This window comes from Duncaniella sp. B8 (genome assembly GCF_005304985.1).
Classification (GTDB): domain Bacteria; phylum Bacteroidota; class Bacteroidia; order Bacteroidales; family Muribaculaceae; genus Duncaniella; species Duncaniella muris.
On sequence record NZ_CP040121.1, the window covers coordinates 1,628,192 to 1,644,548 of the forward strand.

Sequence of the window (16,357 nt, forward strand, 5' to 3'; positions counted from 1 at the left end):
ATGGCGTGTGTGTCTTGCTCAGGCGGGCTTCTTGCGGAACTGGGCTCTCACTTCGTCGACCACGTTGATGATATAGTCGCCGATCTTTTCGAGCGAGCCGATGATGTCCATGTAATAGATGCCGGCCTGATATTCGTAGTGGTGGTTGTTGATATTTTCAACGTTTGCCACACGCAACTGGTTGCGCATGTTGTTGATTTCGCGCTCCTGATTGTAAGAGGTGATGATGTCGGCCTGCTCGGCGGTCTCGAAGTTGCGCAGCAGAAGCATCATGTTGGTCATGGCGGCCTCTACGGCTATGAACATCGAGTCTATGTTGCGCGAGATCTCGTCGTTGAAATTCACATGCCCCTCCTGCTTGCGTATCAGAATCCTGGCCACTCCGTAACAGCAGTCGGCTATGCTCTCTATCTCGCTGACTATGCGCAGCATGGCGGCGATGCGGTGCTTGCCCTCGTTTGAAAGCCTGCCTTCCGAACAGCGGTTCAGATAGTTGGCTATCTCGATCTCCATGCGGTCAGAGATCTCCTCATACTTCTCTATGCGGGAGAACTGCTTGGTGAACTCGTTGCCCGAATTGTTGTGGACAATGTTCTGCGCCATCCCGATCATGCGCTGTACTCTCTGGGCGTAGACCACTATCTCCTTCTCTGCCTGGGCTATGTTGAGTTCCGAGGCACTCATCAGACCTCCGGCAATAAACTTGAGCTGGAATTCCTCTTCCTCCTTGTGTTTGGCGGGCAGCAGTTTCTCCACTACTGTCACATAGAATCCTGTCAGCCAGATCATGATGGCACCGTTGATAAGATTGAACACCGTGTGGAACATCGACAACCCGAACGACACGCTGAACTGCATCTGGGCTATCTTGGCGAGCACCGGATGTCCCGCCGGCAGACTGCCGTCGAAAATGCTGTTGTAGAGTTGCGGATCCGTGGCCTCAAGATCATTCACATAGTTGAAGATGCTGTCAGGATCACCCTGGCCGAGCCACTCGGTGATGTGCACGTTGAGTCTGACGAAGGGGTAGAACACAGCAAGAGTCCACACTATGCCGAAGAGGTTGAAAAGCAGGTGGCCCATAGCCGTGCGCTTGGCTGCCACGTTGCCGCTCATCGATGCAAGCAGCGGTGTGATCGTAGTGCCTATATTGCTACCGAGCACAACCGCACAGGCCAGATCAAAGGAGATCCACCCCTTGGTACACATGATCAGCACTATGGCAAAAGTTGCCGCCGATGACTGGATAACAGCCGTGATGATCATGCCCACGAACATAAACAGAAGCACCGAGGCGAAGCCCATCGACGCATAGCGTTCGAGGAAGGCAAACATTTCTGGATTGCTCTGCAGGTCAGGTACATAATCGCTGATCATGTCCAGGCCCATGAACATCAGGGCGAAGCCTATAAGAAATTCGCCGATTGACTTCTTGCGGCTGGCGTTGGCGAAGAGCAACGGAACCGCGCAGGCAATCAGCGGAAGTATAAATGCGGAAGTATCTACCTTGAATCCGAACAGTGAGATGATCCAGGCCGTGAACGTGGTGCCGACATTGGCACCGAATATGACAGCCATAGACTGTCCCAGTGTCATGAGGCCGGCGTTGACGAAGCTGACCACCATCACCGTCGAGGCCGACGAGCTCTGGATAAGAGCAGTGATCACTATACCGGTAAGCATTCCGGTAAACCGGTTTCGGGTCATTGCCGAAAGTATTGTACGAAGCCGGTCACCGGCAGCCTTCTGGAGGCCTTCACTCATCACCTTCATTCCATACAGGAACATGGCGACTGATCCTAAAAGACACAGGAGGTCAAGGAAGCTGTAACTCATGTAACGGGTTATAAATGTGTGAAAAGTCGGAGAAACGGTCCTCCATTCGGACACGGCTTTCTCCGACTGCAAATTTATAAAGAAATTTTTGAATTTTTTACAGAGCTGCTTTCATTTTTGCCACCATATCGGCATATTCCTCATCGCTCAGATAAACTTCGCCGGGATTCATGCGGAAAGTGCCGCCGTAGTCAGGGCCGTCGACATACTTCGGAGCCAGATGGAAGTGCAGATGCGAGAGCTTGTCGCTGTAGGCGCCGTAGTTGATCTTTTCGGGGTGAAACACCTTGTCCATCGCACGGGTCACGCGGGTGACATCTTTCATGAACGCATTGCGCTCCTCGTCGCTCAGCTCAAACAGATCGTTGACATGGTCTTTATAGGCCACAAGGCAGCGGCCGCGGTAGGTCTGCTCCTTGAACAGAAAGACTCTCGACACTTCAAGAGTGGCGATTTCGATCATCAGATTGTGAAGAGTCTCGTTATTGGTGCAATAGAGACAGTCTTTAGGATCACTTTTCATAAAGCGGATATTTTTTCAGGTTAATAGATTTCGTGGATTAGGTATTGATATCTTCGGTAAGTGACTCTGAGATTTTGAAGAGTTACCTAATCACAAAATTAGTCATAATAATCCGAACCCGCAAACCTCCCTGACAATCCTCCCGCCTCAGTTCAGGCTCAGGTGTTCCCTGTACTGCCGCGGGCTCTCACCCGTCAGCCGCTTGAACAAGCGGGTGAAATGCTGCGGATACTGGAAGCCAAGATCATAGGCTATGACACTGATGTCCTCTGCCGATGCCGCCAGACGCTGTTTGGCCACAGCCACAATATGGCGTGAGATCATCTCCTGGGCTGTATTGCCCGTCTCCTTTTTCACCAGATCGCCGAAATAGCCAGGAGTCAGACTAACCAGATCCGCGAAATAGGCCACCGAAGGCACTGCATCGCGCCGCTCCTCGCTTTCGAAATAAGCCTTCAGTTCCCTCTCAAAGCGCTTCACTATGTCCGAATTCACCTTATGGCGCACTATGAACTGCCGGTCATAGAACCGGTGGAGATACTCAAGCAGCAGCTGTATGTTGGCCGAAAGCAGTGCCGCCGAATGATGGTCCACCGGATGCTCCAGCTCTTTCCTGATCTTATCCAGACAGTCAAGGAAAATATTGCGCTCGTCCTGCGAAAGATGCAGTGCCTCCATCTGCGAATAGTCAAAGAAACCGAATTCACCTATCTTGTCGCCCAGCGGAGTCCCGTAGATCAGATCAGGGTGAAACATCAGCCCCACCACATCCGGAGCAAGCACCTCGCGCTTCATCTCCACATCGATCACCTGGCCCGGAGAGAAGCTCACCACCGTGCCCTCCTGATAGTCATAATGCTTGCGACCGTAGCGCAGCGAACACTCAACCCCGTTCTTCAGAAACAGAGCATAGACGCCATATTTGATCCTGATATTATTCACCACCTGTTTGGCCTCTTTCAGGTCAATGACAGTCACCAGCGGGTGCAGTGTGGTAAGCCCGTAAAGCTTGTTGTAGGCATCGATCGAATCCAGATTCACAATATTCTTTTCCATAAGGCAAATATAATCACAATTTCCGTCCCGTCACCCAACCGTCCGTAATATTGGTAAGTAAGTCCCCGAAAAAGGTCATCCGTCCTCTGCTCGGCAGAGATAAACTTGGTCATTTTGCAGAAACTTAATACCTTTGTCGCGGAATTTCATCATCAGAAACTCCCGCATGAAAAAGCTTCTAAGAATCTAAATTGGAATAAACAATGTCAACTTATACCGTTGAAGATCCCCGCAAGGTGACCACACGCCGCCTTATCGAAATGAAAGCAAAAGGCGAAAAAATCGCCATGCTCACATCCTATGACTACTCAATGGCCCGTCTCGTCGATGAAGCCGGAATGGACGCAATACTTATAGGCGACTCCGCAGCCAACGTAATGGCCGGCTACGGAACAACCCTCCCAATCACCCTCGACCAGATGATCTATCACGCCCAGTGCGTCACCCGCGGTGTGAAGCGCGCCCTCGTGGTCTGCGACATGCCCTTCGGCACCTACCAGGGCAATTCCACTCAGGCTCTTGCGTCTGCCATACGCATCATGAAGGAAAGCAACGCCGAAGCCGTAAAGCTTGAAGGAGGCGAAGAGATCATCGAATCCATCCGCCGCATCATCTCGGCAGGAATCCCAGTAATGGGCCACCTCGGACTCACACCCCAGAGCATCAACAAATTCGGAACTTACAACGTCCGCGCGCGCGAGGAATCCGAAGCCCGTAAACTCATAGCTGATGCCCGCCTCCTCGAAGAAGCCGGCTGCTTCGCTATCGTACTTGAAAAAATACCGGCAGCTCTCGCCACCGAAGTTTCCGGCAGCCTCACCATTCCCACCATCGGCATCGGTGCCGGCAACGGATGTGACGGCCAGGTACTCGTACTCCAGGACATGCTGGGAATCAACAAAGGCTTCACCCCCCGCTTTCTCCGCCGCTACGCCGACCTCGGCACAGTAATTGAAGACGCCATCGGCAACTACATCTCCGATGTCAAAAGCTCAGACTTCCCCAACGAGAAAGAACAATACTAAGAGGTTGTTTTTTAACAACGATCTAAGCTCCTGCCGGGATTTCATCCGGCACCGTAAATAAAAGTAAAATGGAAATATGACAGACGGCATCCGATGGTTCGGATGCCGTCTGTCATATTTCCAAGGGATTATAATCCTGAATAAAAAGGATCAATTCTTGTTTGTATTGTAGAGGAGATAGCGCAGATTGGCGGTCACGTTATACTTGTCGTTGTCGCCGAGATTGCATTTGAAGCGGATTGTGGCACCGTTCTGCAGGTTGCCTACAATGGAGAGATCTGTCATCTCCAGGCCTTCGGCCGGCTTTTCACCAGAAGTAGCGGTGTAGACGGGGAGAGCATTGTCAGTTCCGGCCACGATGGTATAGCCGTATTCTGTGTAGGTGTAGGGGAGGTCCTTGACCATGAATACCAGCGGGGTCATGCTGTCGGAATATTTGCCGTTGTAGACCTGGAGTGTGGCGGTGCGTTTCTCCTGGTCGAGGTTGACGATGTAGTAGGTGTCTGCCTGAGCGTCAAGATTGTTGGCAGTGTTGTAGACGCTGTTGTCAGTGAGGTCAGTGGCTATCACCGGGCCGACATAGGCGTTGCGCTTGGCATAGGTGGTCACTTCATAGCGGGGCTCGTTGTTTATGTCGAGCTGGTAGCGGATATAGTAGACCGATCCGAGGTGGCTGGGGCGTCCGAAGTAGGCGCGGAGGTTGAAGGTGTCGAATACATAGGTGGAGTTTCCGGCGTTTTCAGGGACGATGCTGCGGCCGGTGGTCACGATGAATCCGTCAAGCTGGTCCTGAGTGTATTTCATTGCCGGGAACTTGAAGGAGAGCGGTGAGGCTGCGGGGCTGAGGATGATGTTTGAGAGGGTGATTTCCACCTGTGCTTCCGCGGGGGTGTATTTGAGGCTGTAGGAAGGTGAGCTTGCTATGAATTCGCTACCGTCCTGGAGGTCGATCACGCGGTTGAAGCAGGATTCGCTACTGCCATAGTTGTAGGTCAGTACCTGCTCGTCGCTTGTGCTTCCGAGGCAGGAGGTCAGGCTGAGAGTGGCTGCCAGCATAGCTGACGAAAGAAGATATTTCTTCATGATTGTCTGGTGTTTGTGTGCTATTGTTTGATTTCTATATTATTGATGATATAAAAGGCTGTTTTCAAACGGCCTCGAAGTCTATAGTTTAACGTGGCTCGCGGGCTCTTATTGTCGGAGAGTGTGCGGGCTTTAGTTAAAAAAGCGCAAAGAAGGGTTAAAAAAGCGCTAAGAGGTTCTGAAATAGCGTTCTGGATATCACCCTCCCATTAGAGCGAAGGGAAGTCGAGGCGGAGGGTGAGGCCTCCGCGGGCGGGGAGTCCGCGCTGGAAGAAACTGTTTGACATCGACTCGAAGCGGAAGGTATTGAAGCTGCGGTCGGTGAGATTCTTGCCCCAGAGTTCAAACGATCCTGCGGGGAATTCGAAGCGGAGGGTGGCGCCGAATTCGGTGTAGAAGGGCTGGCGCCAGAGGTTGGCTTCGTCCCAGTAGATTGATCCGGTGCCGCGCATGTCGGCTGTGAGGCTTACGGCATCGAGCCATCCGAGTGTCAGGGGCTGGCGGTAGGTGGCGGCGGTGAAGAGGGTGTTGGACGGAGCGTAGGGCACCCGTTTGCCTCTGAAGTCATTTATGCCGTCAGAGAAGCGGCGGAAGGTGGCGCGGGTGTAGCCGTAGGCGAGGTTGAAGTGCCAGCGGTCTGTGGGGCGGTAGTTGAGAGTGAATTCTCCGCCGAGGCTGCGGGTGCGGCCGGCGTTGGCCATTATGCGGCCTGTAGTGGTGCCGTCGGGGAACATGGTCAGCTGCTGGTCGCGGCATTCTATGAGGAAGAGGGCAAAGGTGGAGTAGACGCGGTTGCGGTCTACGCTGAAATGGCCTCCCAGTTCGTAGTTCCAGGAGATTTCGGGGCGGTATTTGACCATTTTATCGACGTCGTATTCAGCCGGGCGGCCCATCTCTTCCATGAGGCGCTGCTGCAGGAAGTCGGAAAACATCTGTGTGTTGAACCCTCCTGATTTATAGCCTTTTGCCACGGAGAAGAACACTGCGGAGTGGGGGAGGTTGTAGGTGATGCTGAACTTGGGAAGAAACTGAGCGAAGTGCTGTTTGAGGCGGTCGCTGTTGTCGATGTGGATCTCCTGTGTGCGCAGTGGTATCTGTCCGCGCCACATGGTGGCCGAGGCATCGGCATAGCTGTGGTAGCGCAGGGCGGTGTGCTCGTAGTCGAAGCGGAGGCCGAGTGAGAGCGAGAGGTTGTCGATGTCATAGGAGCTCTGGTGGTAGACGGCTATGCCTTTGACGGGGTTGCGGAAGTCGGAGCCGAGCAGGAGTTCGGGCTGGTCCCAGGCGAGGCGCATTCCGGCGGGGAGCTGTGAGTTGACGTTGTCGAGGATCAGGCGGTTGATTCCGTCTTCCTTGAAGGTGACTGGGGCGTTGATGTCGGCATATTTGTAGAAGCCGAAGACTCCTGCGAGCCAGCCGTAGTCACCGGCTTTTCCGCGGATGACGATGTCCTGGGTGACGTTGCGGTCGCGCTGCTTCTGGGTAAGGGTGAAGTAGCTTTCGGGCAGGAAGTCCTGGTCAAGAGTCATGTTGTCTGACAGATACTGGAATCCGGTGATTGAGGCGAGGGTGAAGGCGGGGGTGGTCCAGGTGATGGTCAGACCGTCGGTGAAGGCTGTGCGTCGGTAGAAGGTCGGGTCGTTGTAGTCGATGAGTCCGCTTTCGGCCGAGGCATAGGGGTAGCCGTTCTGGTGGGCGTGGTTGTAGGAGGCCACGTTTTCGATGCTCAGGGCCGATGAGGGGCGGAATATGGTGCGCCAGCGCAGCGATTCGTTGTGTTCGCGGTCGGCGCGGGCACCGTTGTGGCTGTTGCGGAAATATCCTTCGCGGCGGGAGCCTGAGGCACTGAGCGATGAGGCCCATGAGGAGGAGAAGCGGCGGTAATATGAGAGGCCGAGGCGGTAGTTGCCGTGAGTGGCGGCTCCGGCATGCAGACGCAGCCCCTGGTAGTACATGGGCGAGAGGGTGTAGACGTTGATAAGTCCGGCTATGGTATTGCGTCCGAAGAGCGTTGACTGTGGCCCGCGGAGCACTTCGATGCGCTCTATGTCAGGCGAGTCGAAGTCATAGGCGTTTTTGTTGAGATAGGGGACGTTGTCGACGTTGAGGCCCACGGCGGGCTGGTCGATGCGGGCGCCGATGCCGCGGACGTAGATTGACGATGTCATCCGCGATCCGTAGTCGGGCATGAAGAAGTTGGGGGCGATTTCCGATACGCCTTTCATTCCGGCTATGTCGAAGCGTTCCAGTTCGCTTTGGCGGATGGTGGTTACTGTGACAGGCTGGCGCAGCAGCGAACGGCCCTGCTTGACGGAGGTGATGTTGACTTCGCCTATCTGCAGCGTGTCAGGGCCTTCCATGAGCCTGTCGGGGGTGATTCCGTCAGGGGCTGTGGAGGCGATGGCCGGTCCGGATACGCAGAGCAGTGTTAAGAGCGCGGGCAGACGTAGAGACATTATCAGTGGGGTTTTACCTTAGAAATTTTGAGTGCTTTCAAGGAAAGAGAATGCAAAGGTAGCAATTAATGGTCAAACCGATTTAATAGATTATATTAAATAATTATTAAATCTGCGTGAAGGCCCGGAGCACCGCGGATAGGCTTGATGGCCGGGGGTTATCGGACGAGGGAGTTGAGGTAGATTTCGATGTTTGTGTAGCCTCCGGGGTCGAGGGTGCGAGCTGTGGCGTCGGCGGGGTCACGGGGGTCGAGACCGCGGGCTGTTTCCCAGGCGTCGGGGATTCCGTCGCCGTCAGTGTCTGTAGCGGGGGAGGCGCTGCGGAGCAGGGGCCAGCCTCCTACCTGAGAGGGGGTGTCGATGATGCCGTTGCTGCCGTTTTCGCCGAGGCCGAGTCTGACCTGGCGTATGACGTCACTGTCGTAGCTGTCGCGCGCGAAACTGCAGCCGGCCTGGTCGAGCACTCTGCGGTAGGCTTCGGCGGGGCTGTCTTCGCTGATCATCACGTAGGGGAAGGGTGAGCTGACCAGGCATGTGGAGGCTGCGGAGCCGGGCTGTGGGATGGCTGCGGGGCTGATGCCTGCTTCGGGGGGTGTGCTGCGGCGGTGGCGCATGTAGGGTTTGCCGGGGCGGTCGGTGACGGCCAGACGGTTGGCGGCGGTGGCTTGGGGGGAGCCTTCGATGTGGTTTGCGGCTACGTAGTAGCGGCCGGTGGCGTCATCGGCTACGTCGAGCAGGCGGCTGTGTTGCGAGGCGGGGCCGGGTTTGTAGTAGTTGGCCACCATGTTGATTTCGGCGTGGTGGCCTCCGCCGTAGGCTGTCTTGAATCCCCAGTTGTAGACCACGTTGTTGCGGAAGTCGACCCATTTTGTGCCGTCGACCGATGAGAAGCGGGGGTTGCGGCTTGCGTGGTTGGCGAGTAGGTTGTGGTGGAATGTGGCTTTGTAGCCTCCCCAGATGCCTCCGAATCCGTGGCTTCCTTTGGTGTGGACGGAGCTGTTGAGGCTGTGGCTTATCAGGCACCACTGCACGGTGAGGTTTTCGGTTTTGTAGATGGATAGGCATTCGTCGATGCTCCAGCTGACGGAGCAGTGGTCGAGGATTACGTTGCGTTGGCCGTAGCGTCCGCCGCCTATGCCGTCGCTATCGAGGTTGTGGCGGTCGCCGGGGCGCACGCGGATGTGGCGGATTATGACTTCCGATGCGTTGATGACGAGGGGGTAGTCTTTGAGGCAGATGCCGTCGGCGGGGGCCGATTGTCCGGCTATGGTGATGCTGTCGTTGTTGATGCGCAGGGGTGAGAGGAGTTCGATGGTGCCGTCGATGTCAAAGACCACGGTGCGGGGACCGGTGGCTTCTACTGCGTTGCGCAGGCTTCCGGGGCCACTGTCGTTGAGGTTGGTCACTTTTATGATGCGTCCGCCGCGGCCTCCGGCGGTGTGGCGTCCGTAGCCTTCGGCTCCGGGAAAGGCGAGAGGGGCAGCGGCTGAGGCGGAGATAGCTGCTGCGGCTGTGAGGAGCAGGGTGAGGGTGCGAGATGTCTGTTTCATGGTGCAGTGGTGGTGGAGGGGTTGTTGGGGCGGTTGTGGCTGTCAGGAGAGTGATGAAAAACGGACGGCGGTTACGGGCGGATGCTGCCGCCTGTTTCCGCCGTCCGGATCAAGTGGATTATTATTATTTAACGGTTCCTGTAAGGTTCATTCCGATGATCAGTAGCCGGGGTGCTGCTGTCCGGCCAGGCCGGGGTTGACATCCATGATGGCGGTCTGGTGGAAGGGCATGAGCTCGGTCTTGTTTTTGGTGAGGCCGTAGAAGATGCCGGTGCCGGTTGAGTTGGTGATCCAGGTGTTTTCGTCAGATACGCCGGCCACTTTTGTCACAGAGAGGTTGCCTTTCTGGGTGGCGGTGTTGATGCTGAACATGTTGAGCACGGTGTATTCCACTTCTTCGGCGTCGACTCCGGCGGGCACGAGGCTGCGGCTGAAGTAGACGTTGCCTCCTGCTTCATAGAATTTGCATTTTGCAGATCCTTTGGAGGCTGAGTTGAGGATGTGGAGGTCTGAGATCTGGTCAGCGGTGAGGTCCATCTGCGAAAGGTCTGACTCCTTGACATCGATGTAGGGGAGTGCGATGTTGGGGTCCTGGAGCTTGGGAGTGGAGGTGATGCGGAAGGCGCGGTAGGGGGCTACGTCGGCGTAGCGGCCTTCGCGCTTGCAGAGCTGCACGAGTTTGGCTTTTTCGGCCATGAGATGTTCATACTGTATGCCCCAGCGGGTGAGGTCGGTGCGGCGCAGGCCTTCGTTGCTGAGTTCGAGCTTGCGTTCCTGGATGATGAAGTCGAGGAATTCGTCGTGGCCGGTGGGGATGGCGCCTGCTTTGGCTTCATCGTTGCGGAAGGCGCGCATGCGCACTTTCTTGACGGCTTTGACGGCTTCGTCGGTGGCGCCGTTGTTGAGCTCGTTGAGGGCTTCGGCATACATCAGGAGCACGTCGGAGTAGCGGAGTATGGGCCAGTTGATGTCGCGGCGCGAGTTGCTGGCGCCGATTTCGCTTTTCCAGTTGATGCGGTATTTGCCTACTCCCATTCCGGCGTAGGTGTTCATTCGGTATGTGTCACCGGCCTTGTTGAGGATGAGGGCGTAGTTGCAGACCGACACGTCGCGGCGCTGGTCACCGTCTTCGAATTCGAAGTAGAATGTCGGGATGGCCATCATCTGTGAGCCCGGTTTGCCGAGGGTGAGGCTTTCGCCTGATCCGGGGAGGCCGTTGACGTAGCCTGTGCGGCAGTCAATGGAGTTGGCTCCATACCAGCCGTATTCAAACATGGTCTCGCTGTTGTACTGTTTGAGCGCAAGGTCGCGGAAGAGCTGGTCGTAGTTGCTGACGAGGTCGTTTTCGCCTTTCTGGATCACTGCTAAGCAGGCGTCGGCTGCGATCTGGTAGAGCTCGCGGACGCGTTTCTGATCATCGCGGCGGTCTATGCGCACGGTGGAGTTGTCATAGGGCACCTGGTCGAGGTTCCAGCGCAGAGACTGTCCGGCGGCGTAGAGGGCCACGCGGGCGAGGATGCCGTAGGCTGCGTTTTTGGTGAAGCGTTCGGGGGTGGAGAGGTAGCTTTCGCTGCGCCAGGGGAGGAGCTCGGTGGCTTTCTGGAGGTCGCGGACACAGTGGTCATAGATGGTGTCGCGGCTCACGCGTGATGATTCGAAGGTGTTGAGCTCCGAGGTGGGGCGTTCGTTGAAGGGTACATCACCGTAGAAGCGCACGAGGTTCCAGTAAGCGTAGGCTCTTACGGCGAGGGCTTCGCCCATGAGTCCGTTGACGTGGATGCGGTCAGCTTCTGACGATACGGGCACTTTGCCGAGTTTGCTGATGCAGACGTTGGCGTATTCGATGGATTTGTACATCGAAGTGTAAACGTTGCTGAGCATACCGGTGAGGTTGGTATAATCGTAGTTGCTGACGTTGTATTTCGAGTTGCTTTCCTTCGATGCGCTTTCGTCGGTGCCTTCGAGGAGCTGGTAGCCGAGTTCCTGGTGGTGGAGTGAGGTGTAGCATCCGGCCACGGTCATGTCGGCGCGGCTTACGGTGGCGAACACCGATTCGCTGTCGGCCTTTGATTCCGAAGGCATTTCGAGCCAGTCCTCGCATGAGGTGGTCAGAGTGCCGAGCAGCAGTGCGGCACCCATTATGTTGAATATCTTTTTCATGATAGAGTTCTGATTTGGATTAGAATGAGAGGTTTACGCCGATTACCCAGCTCTTGGCACGGGGATATGAAGAGTTGTCAATGCCTGGAGTGAGAGCGCTTGCCGACACGGCTACTTCGGGGTCATAACCGGTGTAGTCGGTGAAGGTGTGGATGTTGTTTGCAGTGGCGTAGAAGCGCAGGTTGCTCAGGCGTATCTTCTGGATGGCTTTCTTGGGGAGAGTGTAGCCGAGGGTGATGGTGTTGATGCGCAGGAACGATCCGTCTTCGATGTAGTAGCTGCTGTGGTCCGAGATGGCGGTCTTGTTGTTTTCGGAAATGTTCCACATGAGTTTGCCGCTGTGCTGTCCGGGGTTGAGTTCGGCCAGGCGGGCGAGGTTTGTGGTGGCTTCACCTGTGGCGGGGTCGATGAGGGTGAAGCGGTTGGCCATCTTGGAGAGGGTGTTCTGGTTGGGGAGGTAGGGGCCGATGAAGCGCTGGGTGCTCATGTTGAAGACTTTGTTGCCGTAGCTGAAGTTCATGAACACCGAGAGGTCGAAGCCTTTGTACATGAAGGTGTTGGTCCATCCGCCGATGAATTTCGGGGAGGCGTTGCCGATGACGGTGCGGTCGTTTACGCTCCAGACGGGGTTGCCGTTGGCGTCGGTCTCGCCTGAGATGGCTTTGTATTTGGCATCGCCGGGACGTACGATTCCGTTGAAGCCTTTGAGGCGTGCCACTCCGTCTTTGAGCTTGTAGGTGCCGTCAGAGAGCTGGTCAAAGTCGTCGGTGGTGTAGATGCCGTCATAGACAAGTCCGTAGAACTGTCCGAGGGGTTTGCCTTTTTCGATCTTGAAGCCCATGCGCGATTCGTAGTCCTGGATGAAGAAGTCATTTTCGGCATTGCCGTAGATGGAGAGGACTTTCGAGCGGTTGAAGGCTATGTTGAAGTCCATTGTCCATGAGAAGTCACGGGTGGCGATGTTGACTGTGTTGAGCACAACTTCGATACCGCGGTTGCGGATCGAGCCGATGTTCTGGAACTGGTGGGTGTAGCCTGTCGAGCTGGGGATCTTGTTTTTGATGAGCAGGTTGTCAGACTGGTTGTTGTACCAGTCGAGCTGGAGGTTTACGCGGCTGTTGAAGGCTGAGAGGTCGAGACCGACGTTGAAAGTCTTGGTCTTTTCCCATACGAGTTCGGGGTTGCCGAGGGTGGTTCCGGGGACGAAGGTCGGGAAGTCAGAAGATCCGTTGCCGTAGTGGCCTGAGCCGTATTCGGTGGCATACATGTTGTTGTCGATCTTGTTGTTGCCGGCCACGCCGTAGCCTGCGCGTAGCTTGAGGTTCTGGATGTAGTTGCGCGTGGCTTCCATGAATTTCTCTTCAGAGATGCGCCATGCGGCGGAGACGGAGGGGAAGCTGTCCCATTTGTGGCCTCTGGCAAATTTCGAGGAGCCGTCGCCGCGGACTGTGGCGTTCAGAAGGTATTTTCCTTCGAAGCTGTAGGAGAGACGGCCGAATACAGACACGAGGCCGATCTGAGATTTGGATGATTTCCACTGGTAGGGGGTGGCGATGCTGACATCATTGAGCCCGAAGTTGCCGTCAGGGAATGAGCGGTATTCGTTTTCAAGTTTCATCGACTCCCAGTGAGAGGTCTCCTGGCCGACGAGCACTGTGAAGTTGTGCTTCTTGTTGAGGTCGAAGGAGTAGTTGAGTGTGTTGGTGATCTGCCAGTTGGAGTCTTCGAAGTTGTCGCGCGAACCGTAGCCGTAGGGGCTCTTGTTGGAAGCGGCGGTCTTTGTGTTGCCGTTGTCCCAGTAGTCTTTGCGGGTCTGGGTCCACATGTAGCTGCCGGCTGTGCGGAATGTCAGTCCTTTGATGATGTCGATTTCGAGTCCGGCGTTGACGGTGGCCATGCGCTTGAACTTTTTGTTGTCGATCGAGCGGTTGTTGATGATGGGGTTGTTTGCATCATAGTTTGTTCCGCCGGGCATTGCGAGGAATTCATCGGCGAGGTCCTGGTTGAGCATCTGGTCGTTGGTCCAGAGCACACCTCCGGTGATGGGCTGGAGGATTGTCTGCTTGAGTGTGCCTCCGAGCGATCCGCCGCCTTCGGTTGTGGTTGACTGGAGTGAGGTGGCGAAGTTGAAGCGTACGTTGTCGAAGATCTTGTGGTTGAGTTTGGCGCGGACGCTGTTTTTGCTGTAGTTGTGGCGGTCCATGATGCCGTCTTCACCGGTGTAGTTGTAGCTGACCATGAAGTTGGTGCGCTCGTTGCCTCCGGTGATGCTTACGTTGTGGTTCTGGGTGATACCGGTTTTGCCGAATACTTCGTCCTGCCAGTCGATGCCTTGGCGTGTGCGGTACATTTCTGCTATGCGGCTGTCAGCTCCGGTGTAGAAATCGGGGTCGCTGACGCTTCCGCCGAATATGTTGGCGAAGTTGTCGAGGTTGCCGCGGAGTGCCTGGAATTCATACTGGTAGCGCACGTAGTCTTCCACTCCGAGGAGGTCGAGCTTCTTGCCGAGACGGCTGAAGCTGACGTAGCCGTTGTAGCTTACTTCGCTTTTGCCTGATTTTCCGGATTTGGTTGTGATGAGGATCACACCGTTGGCACCTGCAGAACCGTAGATGGCTGTGGCTGAGGCGTCTTTCATTACGTCGATTGTCTCGATGTCATTGATGTCGACGTTCTGGAGGCCTGATTCCATCTGGAAGCCGTCAACGATGTAAAGGGGTTCTGATCCCTGGGTGATTGATGTTCCGCCGCGGACGGTGATGTTGATGTCGGCACCGGGCGCGCCGCTCTGGGTGATTACGTTGACACCTGCGGCTTTGCCTGTGAGGGCTTGGGCGGCTGTTGTCACCGGCATTTTTGCAAGTTCTGCACCTCCTACCGATGAAGTCGCGGCGGTGAGGTCTTTGCGGCGCACGGTGGCGTAGCCGATGGCAACCACTTCGTCGAGCATGGCTGCTTCGGGCTGGAGGGTCACGTCAATGACGCTGCGGCCTTTGACTGCTACTTCCTGGGTCTGATAGCCGATGTAGCTGAAGCGGAGTGTGGCGTCTGCGGGGACATTTTTAAGTGAATACTTGCCGTCAACGTCGGTGGCCACGCCTGTAGTGGTTCCTTTGATGATTACGTTGGCTCCGATCATCGGTTCGCCTTCGGTGTCGATCACCGTTCCGCTTACCGAAAGAGTCTGGGCGTTGACAGTGATGCCTGTCATGGTCAGAAGCATAAAGATGTACAACCGCCGGATCAGTGAGGAGCAGACGGCTGAAACAAAACATTGCTTGTCTCTCATAATGGTATTGGTTAAAAACAATTAGAATGTAGCACCTTCTTGTGCTGTTATTAAGGTAAAAAATGGTATTAGAAATCTTAAAAACGGTTCCGAGACGCACAAATTTTGCGCAAAATTAGATAAAATTAGACAAATTACCCCCCCCGAATAGTTAAAATAGGTTAATTGTGGGTTCTGTCGGGTTGTGTGCTTATTGTATTTATGACATAGAGGGTGGCCGGTAGGGCAGAGTAAGAAAAGGGGGGCGCCGGGGATTTTGCGAGGGTCGATGGTAAGGTGGGACCCGCTGTGGGTGCCGATGTAGAGGAGGCTGCCGTCGGCGGGGTTCATGAGCCAGATGTGTTTGCCGGAGCCGCTGATACGGCTGAGGTCGAGATTCATCGGGCGGGAGGTGTGGTTGTAGACCATGAGCCAGTCGGAGCCACGGGTGGCGAGGAGGCGCTGGTAGTGGATGCCGTTGTCGCGGACTATGAGGCTGTCAGGGCGGCGCTCGAAGTAGGGGAAAGCAAGCATGAGGTGTTTGAGGTGTTTCATCTGGCCGCGTCCGGGGTCGGAGAGGGCTTTCCACCAGGGTTTGGCTTCGCCGTCGGCAAAGTAGGCACCGTTGACTCCGGGGCGGACGAACTGCATGATGGCATTGTGGCCGTAGGTATGTCCGCATGATCCGGCGAAGACTGACCAGTAGGCGTAGCGGCGGATGTCGAGGTCGTTCCAGCGCGGTTCGAGATCGGAGTGGAGTCCTAGGGGATGTCTTCGTAGCTTGGCTCGCCGTCGAGGACGGGGCGCAGGGGCTGGCGGACGGTGGCAGAGTCGACGTACATCCAGACATCTTCTTCAGTGCCGTCGGGGATGGGAAGGGGCACCGTATGTATTGAATGAGGGCACACCGTTGATGACCTGGATCTGGACAACATTGTAGCCGTCGGCAGCGGATCGGCGCAGGTAGTGGGCGGCTTCATCGCGATCGAGCCTCTGAGGGAGAAGCCAGCCGGTGTCTCCGAGCCAGAAGAATGGGGTGCCGTCGGAGTGGCAGAGGAAGCGGTTGTTGGCAGAGACTTTCAGCGGTCCGTGAGTCCAGGGGCGTTCGGCGGCAGAGGCCGTGAGGATAGTGAGTGTCAGACAGATGGCAGCAAACAGACGGGAGAGCTGCGAGGTAGGAAATGTGATCATGGCATTGGGCTGATTATACGGTTGCTATGGCGTAAAACACCGGGACCATCAGGACGGTCCGGATGCAAAATTAGAGAATAATTTGCGGTTTAACGCCGGGTGATGATGCCATTTAGAAGATTTAACAAATCAAGAAGCGAATTCGATTGTATATATAGATAAAATTCTTACCTTTGCGCCCACAAAAAACGAACATACACATAAACACT

9 protein-coding genes and 1 pseudogene are annotated in these 16,357 nt (G+C 55.5%); 1 reads left to right on the top strand and 9 read right to left on the bottom strand.

Annotated elements, in window-relative coordinates:
* Positions 1–18 precede the first annotated feature (18 nt).
* From FDZ78_RS07140 to FDZ78_RS07150, 3 genes are all read right to left on the bottom strand, one after another.
* Complete coding sequence (locus FDZ78_RS07140; protein WP_136408309.1) at positions 19–1,836, bottom strand: Na/Pi cotransporter family protein; 1,818 nt, start codon at positions 1,834–1,836, stop codon at positions 19–21.
* Between the two features lie 97 nt (positions 1,837–1,933).
* A complete protein-coding gene (locus tag FDZ78_RS07145; RefSeq protein WP_107033204.1) occupies positions 1,934–2,359 on the bottom strand; it encodes an HIT family protein in 426 nt (141 codons plus the stop codon).
* A gap of 147 nt (positions 2,360–2,506) precedes the next feature.
* Entirely contained in the window at positions 2,507–3,415 is a 909-nt protein-coding gene (locus FDZ78_RS07150; protein WP_107033203.1) for an AraC family transcriptional regulator, read from the bottom strand.
* A gap of 203 nt (positions 3,416–3,618) precedes the next feature.
* Between FDZ78_RS07150 and panB the strand changes: the two genes are divergently transcribed.
* Positions 3,619–4,440 carry a 3-methyl-2-oxobutanoate hydroxymethyltransferase gene (gene panB / locus FDZ78_RS07155; RefSeq protein ID WP_124075955.1) on the top strand — a complete coding sequence of 274 codons (822 nt, stop codon included), beginning with the start codon at positions 3,619–3,621 and terminating at the stop codon, positions 4,438–4,440.
* A gap of 150 nt (positions 4,441–4,590) precedes the next feature.
* Here panB and FDZ78_RS07160 read toward each other — a convergent pair whose 3' ends face one another.
* The 6 genes and pseudogenes from FDZ78_RS07160 to FDZ78_RS07185 form a co-directional block, all read right to left on the bottom strand.
* Positions 4,591–5,523 carry a hypothetical protein gene (locus tag FDZ78_RS07160; protein WP_136408310.1) on the bottom strand — a complete coding sequence of 311 codons (933 nt, stop codon included), beginning with the start codon at positions 5,521–5,523 and terminating at the stop codon, positions 4,591–4,593.
* A gap of 209 nt (positions 5,524–5,732) precedes the next feature.
* A complete protein-coding gene (locus FDZ78_RS07165; RefSeq protein ID WP_137426192.1) occupies positions 5,733–7,979 on the bottom strand; it encodes a TonB-dependent receptor in 2,247 nt (748 codons plus the stop codon).
* Between the two features lie 158 nt (positions 7,980–8,137).
* Positions 8,138–9,529 (bottom strand): pectate lyase, encoded by a 1,392-nt coding sequence (locus FDZ78_RS07170; RefSeq protein WP_168181980.1) that lies wholly within the window; start codon positions 9,527–9,529, stop codon positions 8,138–8,140.
* Between the two features lie 159 nt (positions 9,530–9,688).
* Positions 9,689–11,689: a RagB/SusD family nutrient uptake outer membrane protein gene (locus FDZ78_RS07175; protein WP_124075956.1), complete on the bottom strand. Its 2,001-nt coding sequence runs from the start codon at positions 11,687–11,689 to the stop codon at positions 9,689–9,691.
* A gap of 19 nt (positions 11,690–11,708) precedes the next feature.
* Positions 11,709–14,978: a SusC/RagA family TonB-linked outer membrane protein gene (locus tag FDZ78_RS07180; protein ID WP_370292909.1), complete on the bottom strand. Its 3,270-nt coding sequence runs from the start codon at positions 14,976–14,978 to the stop codon at positions 11,709–11,711.
* A gap of 294 nt (positions 14,979–15,272) precedes the next feature.
* Positions 15,273–16,148 (bottom strand): annotated as a pseudogene (locus tag FDZ78_RS07185) (glycoside hydrolase family 140 protein); the annotation flags it as partial.
* Positions 16,149–16,357: the final 209 nt, after the last annotated feature.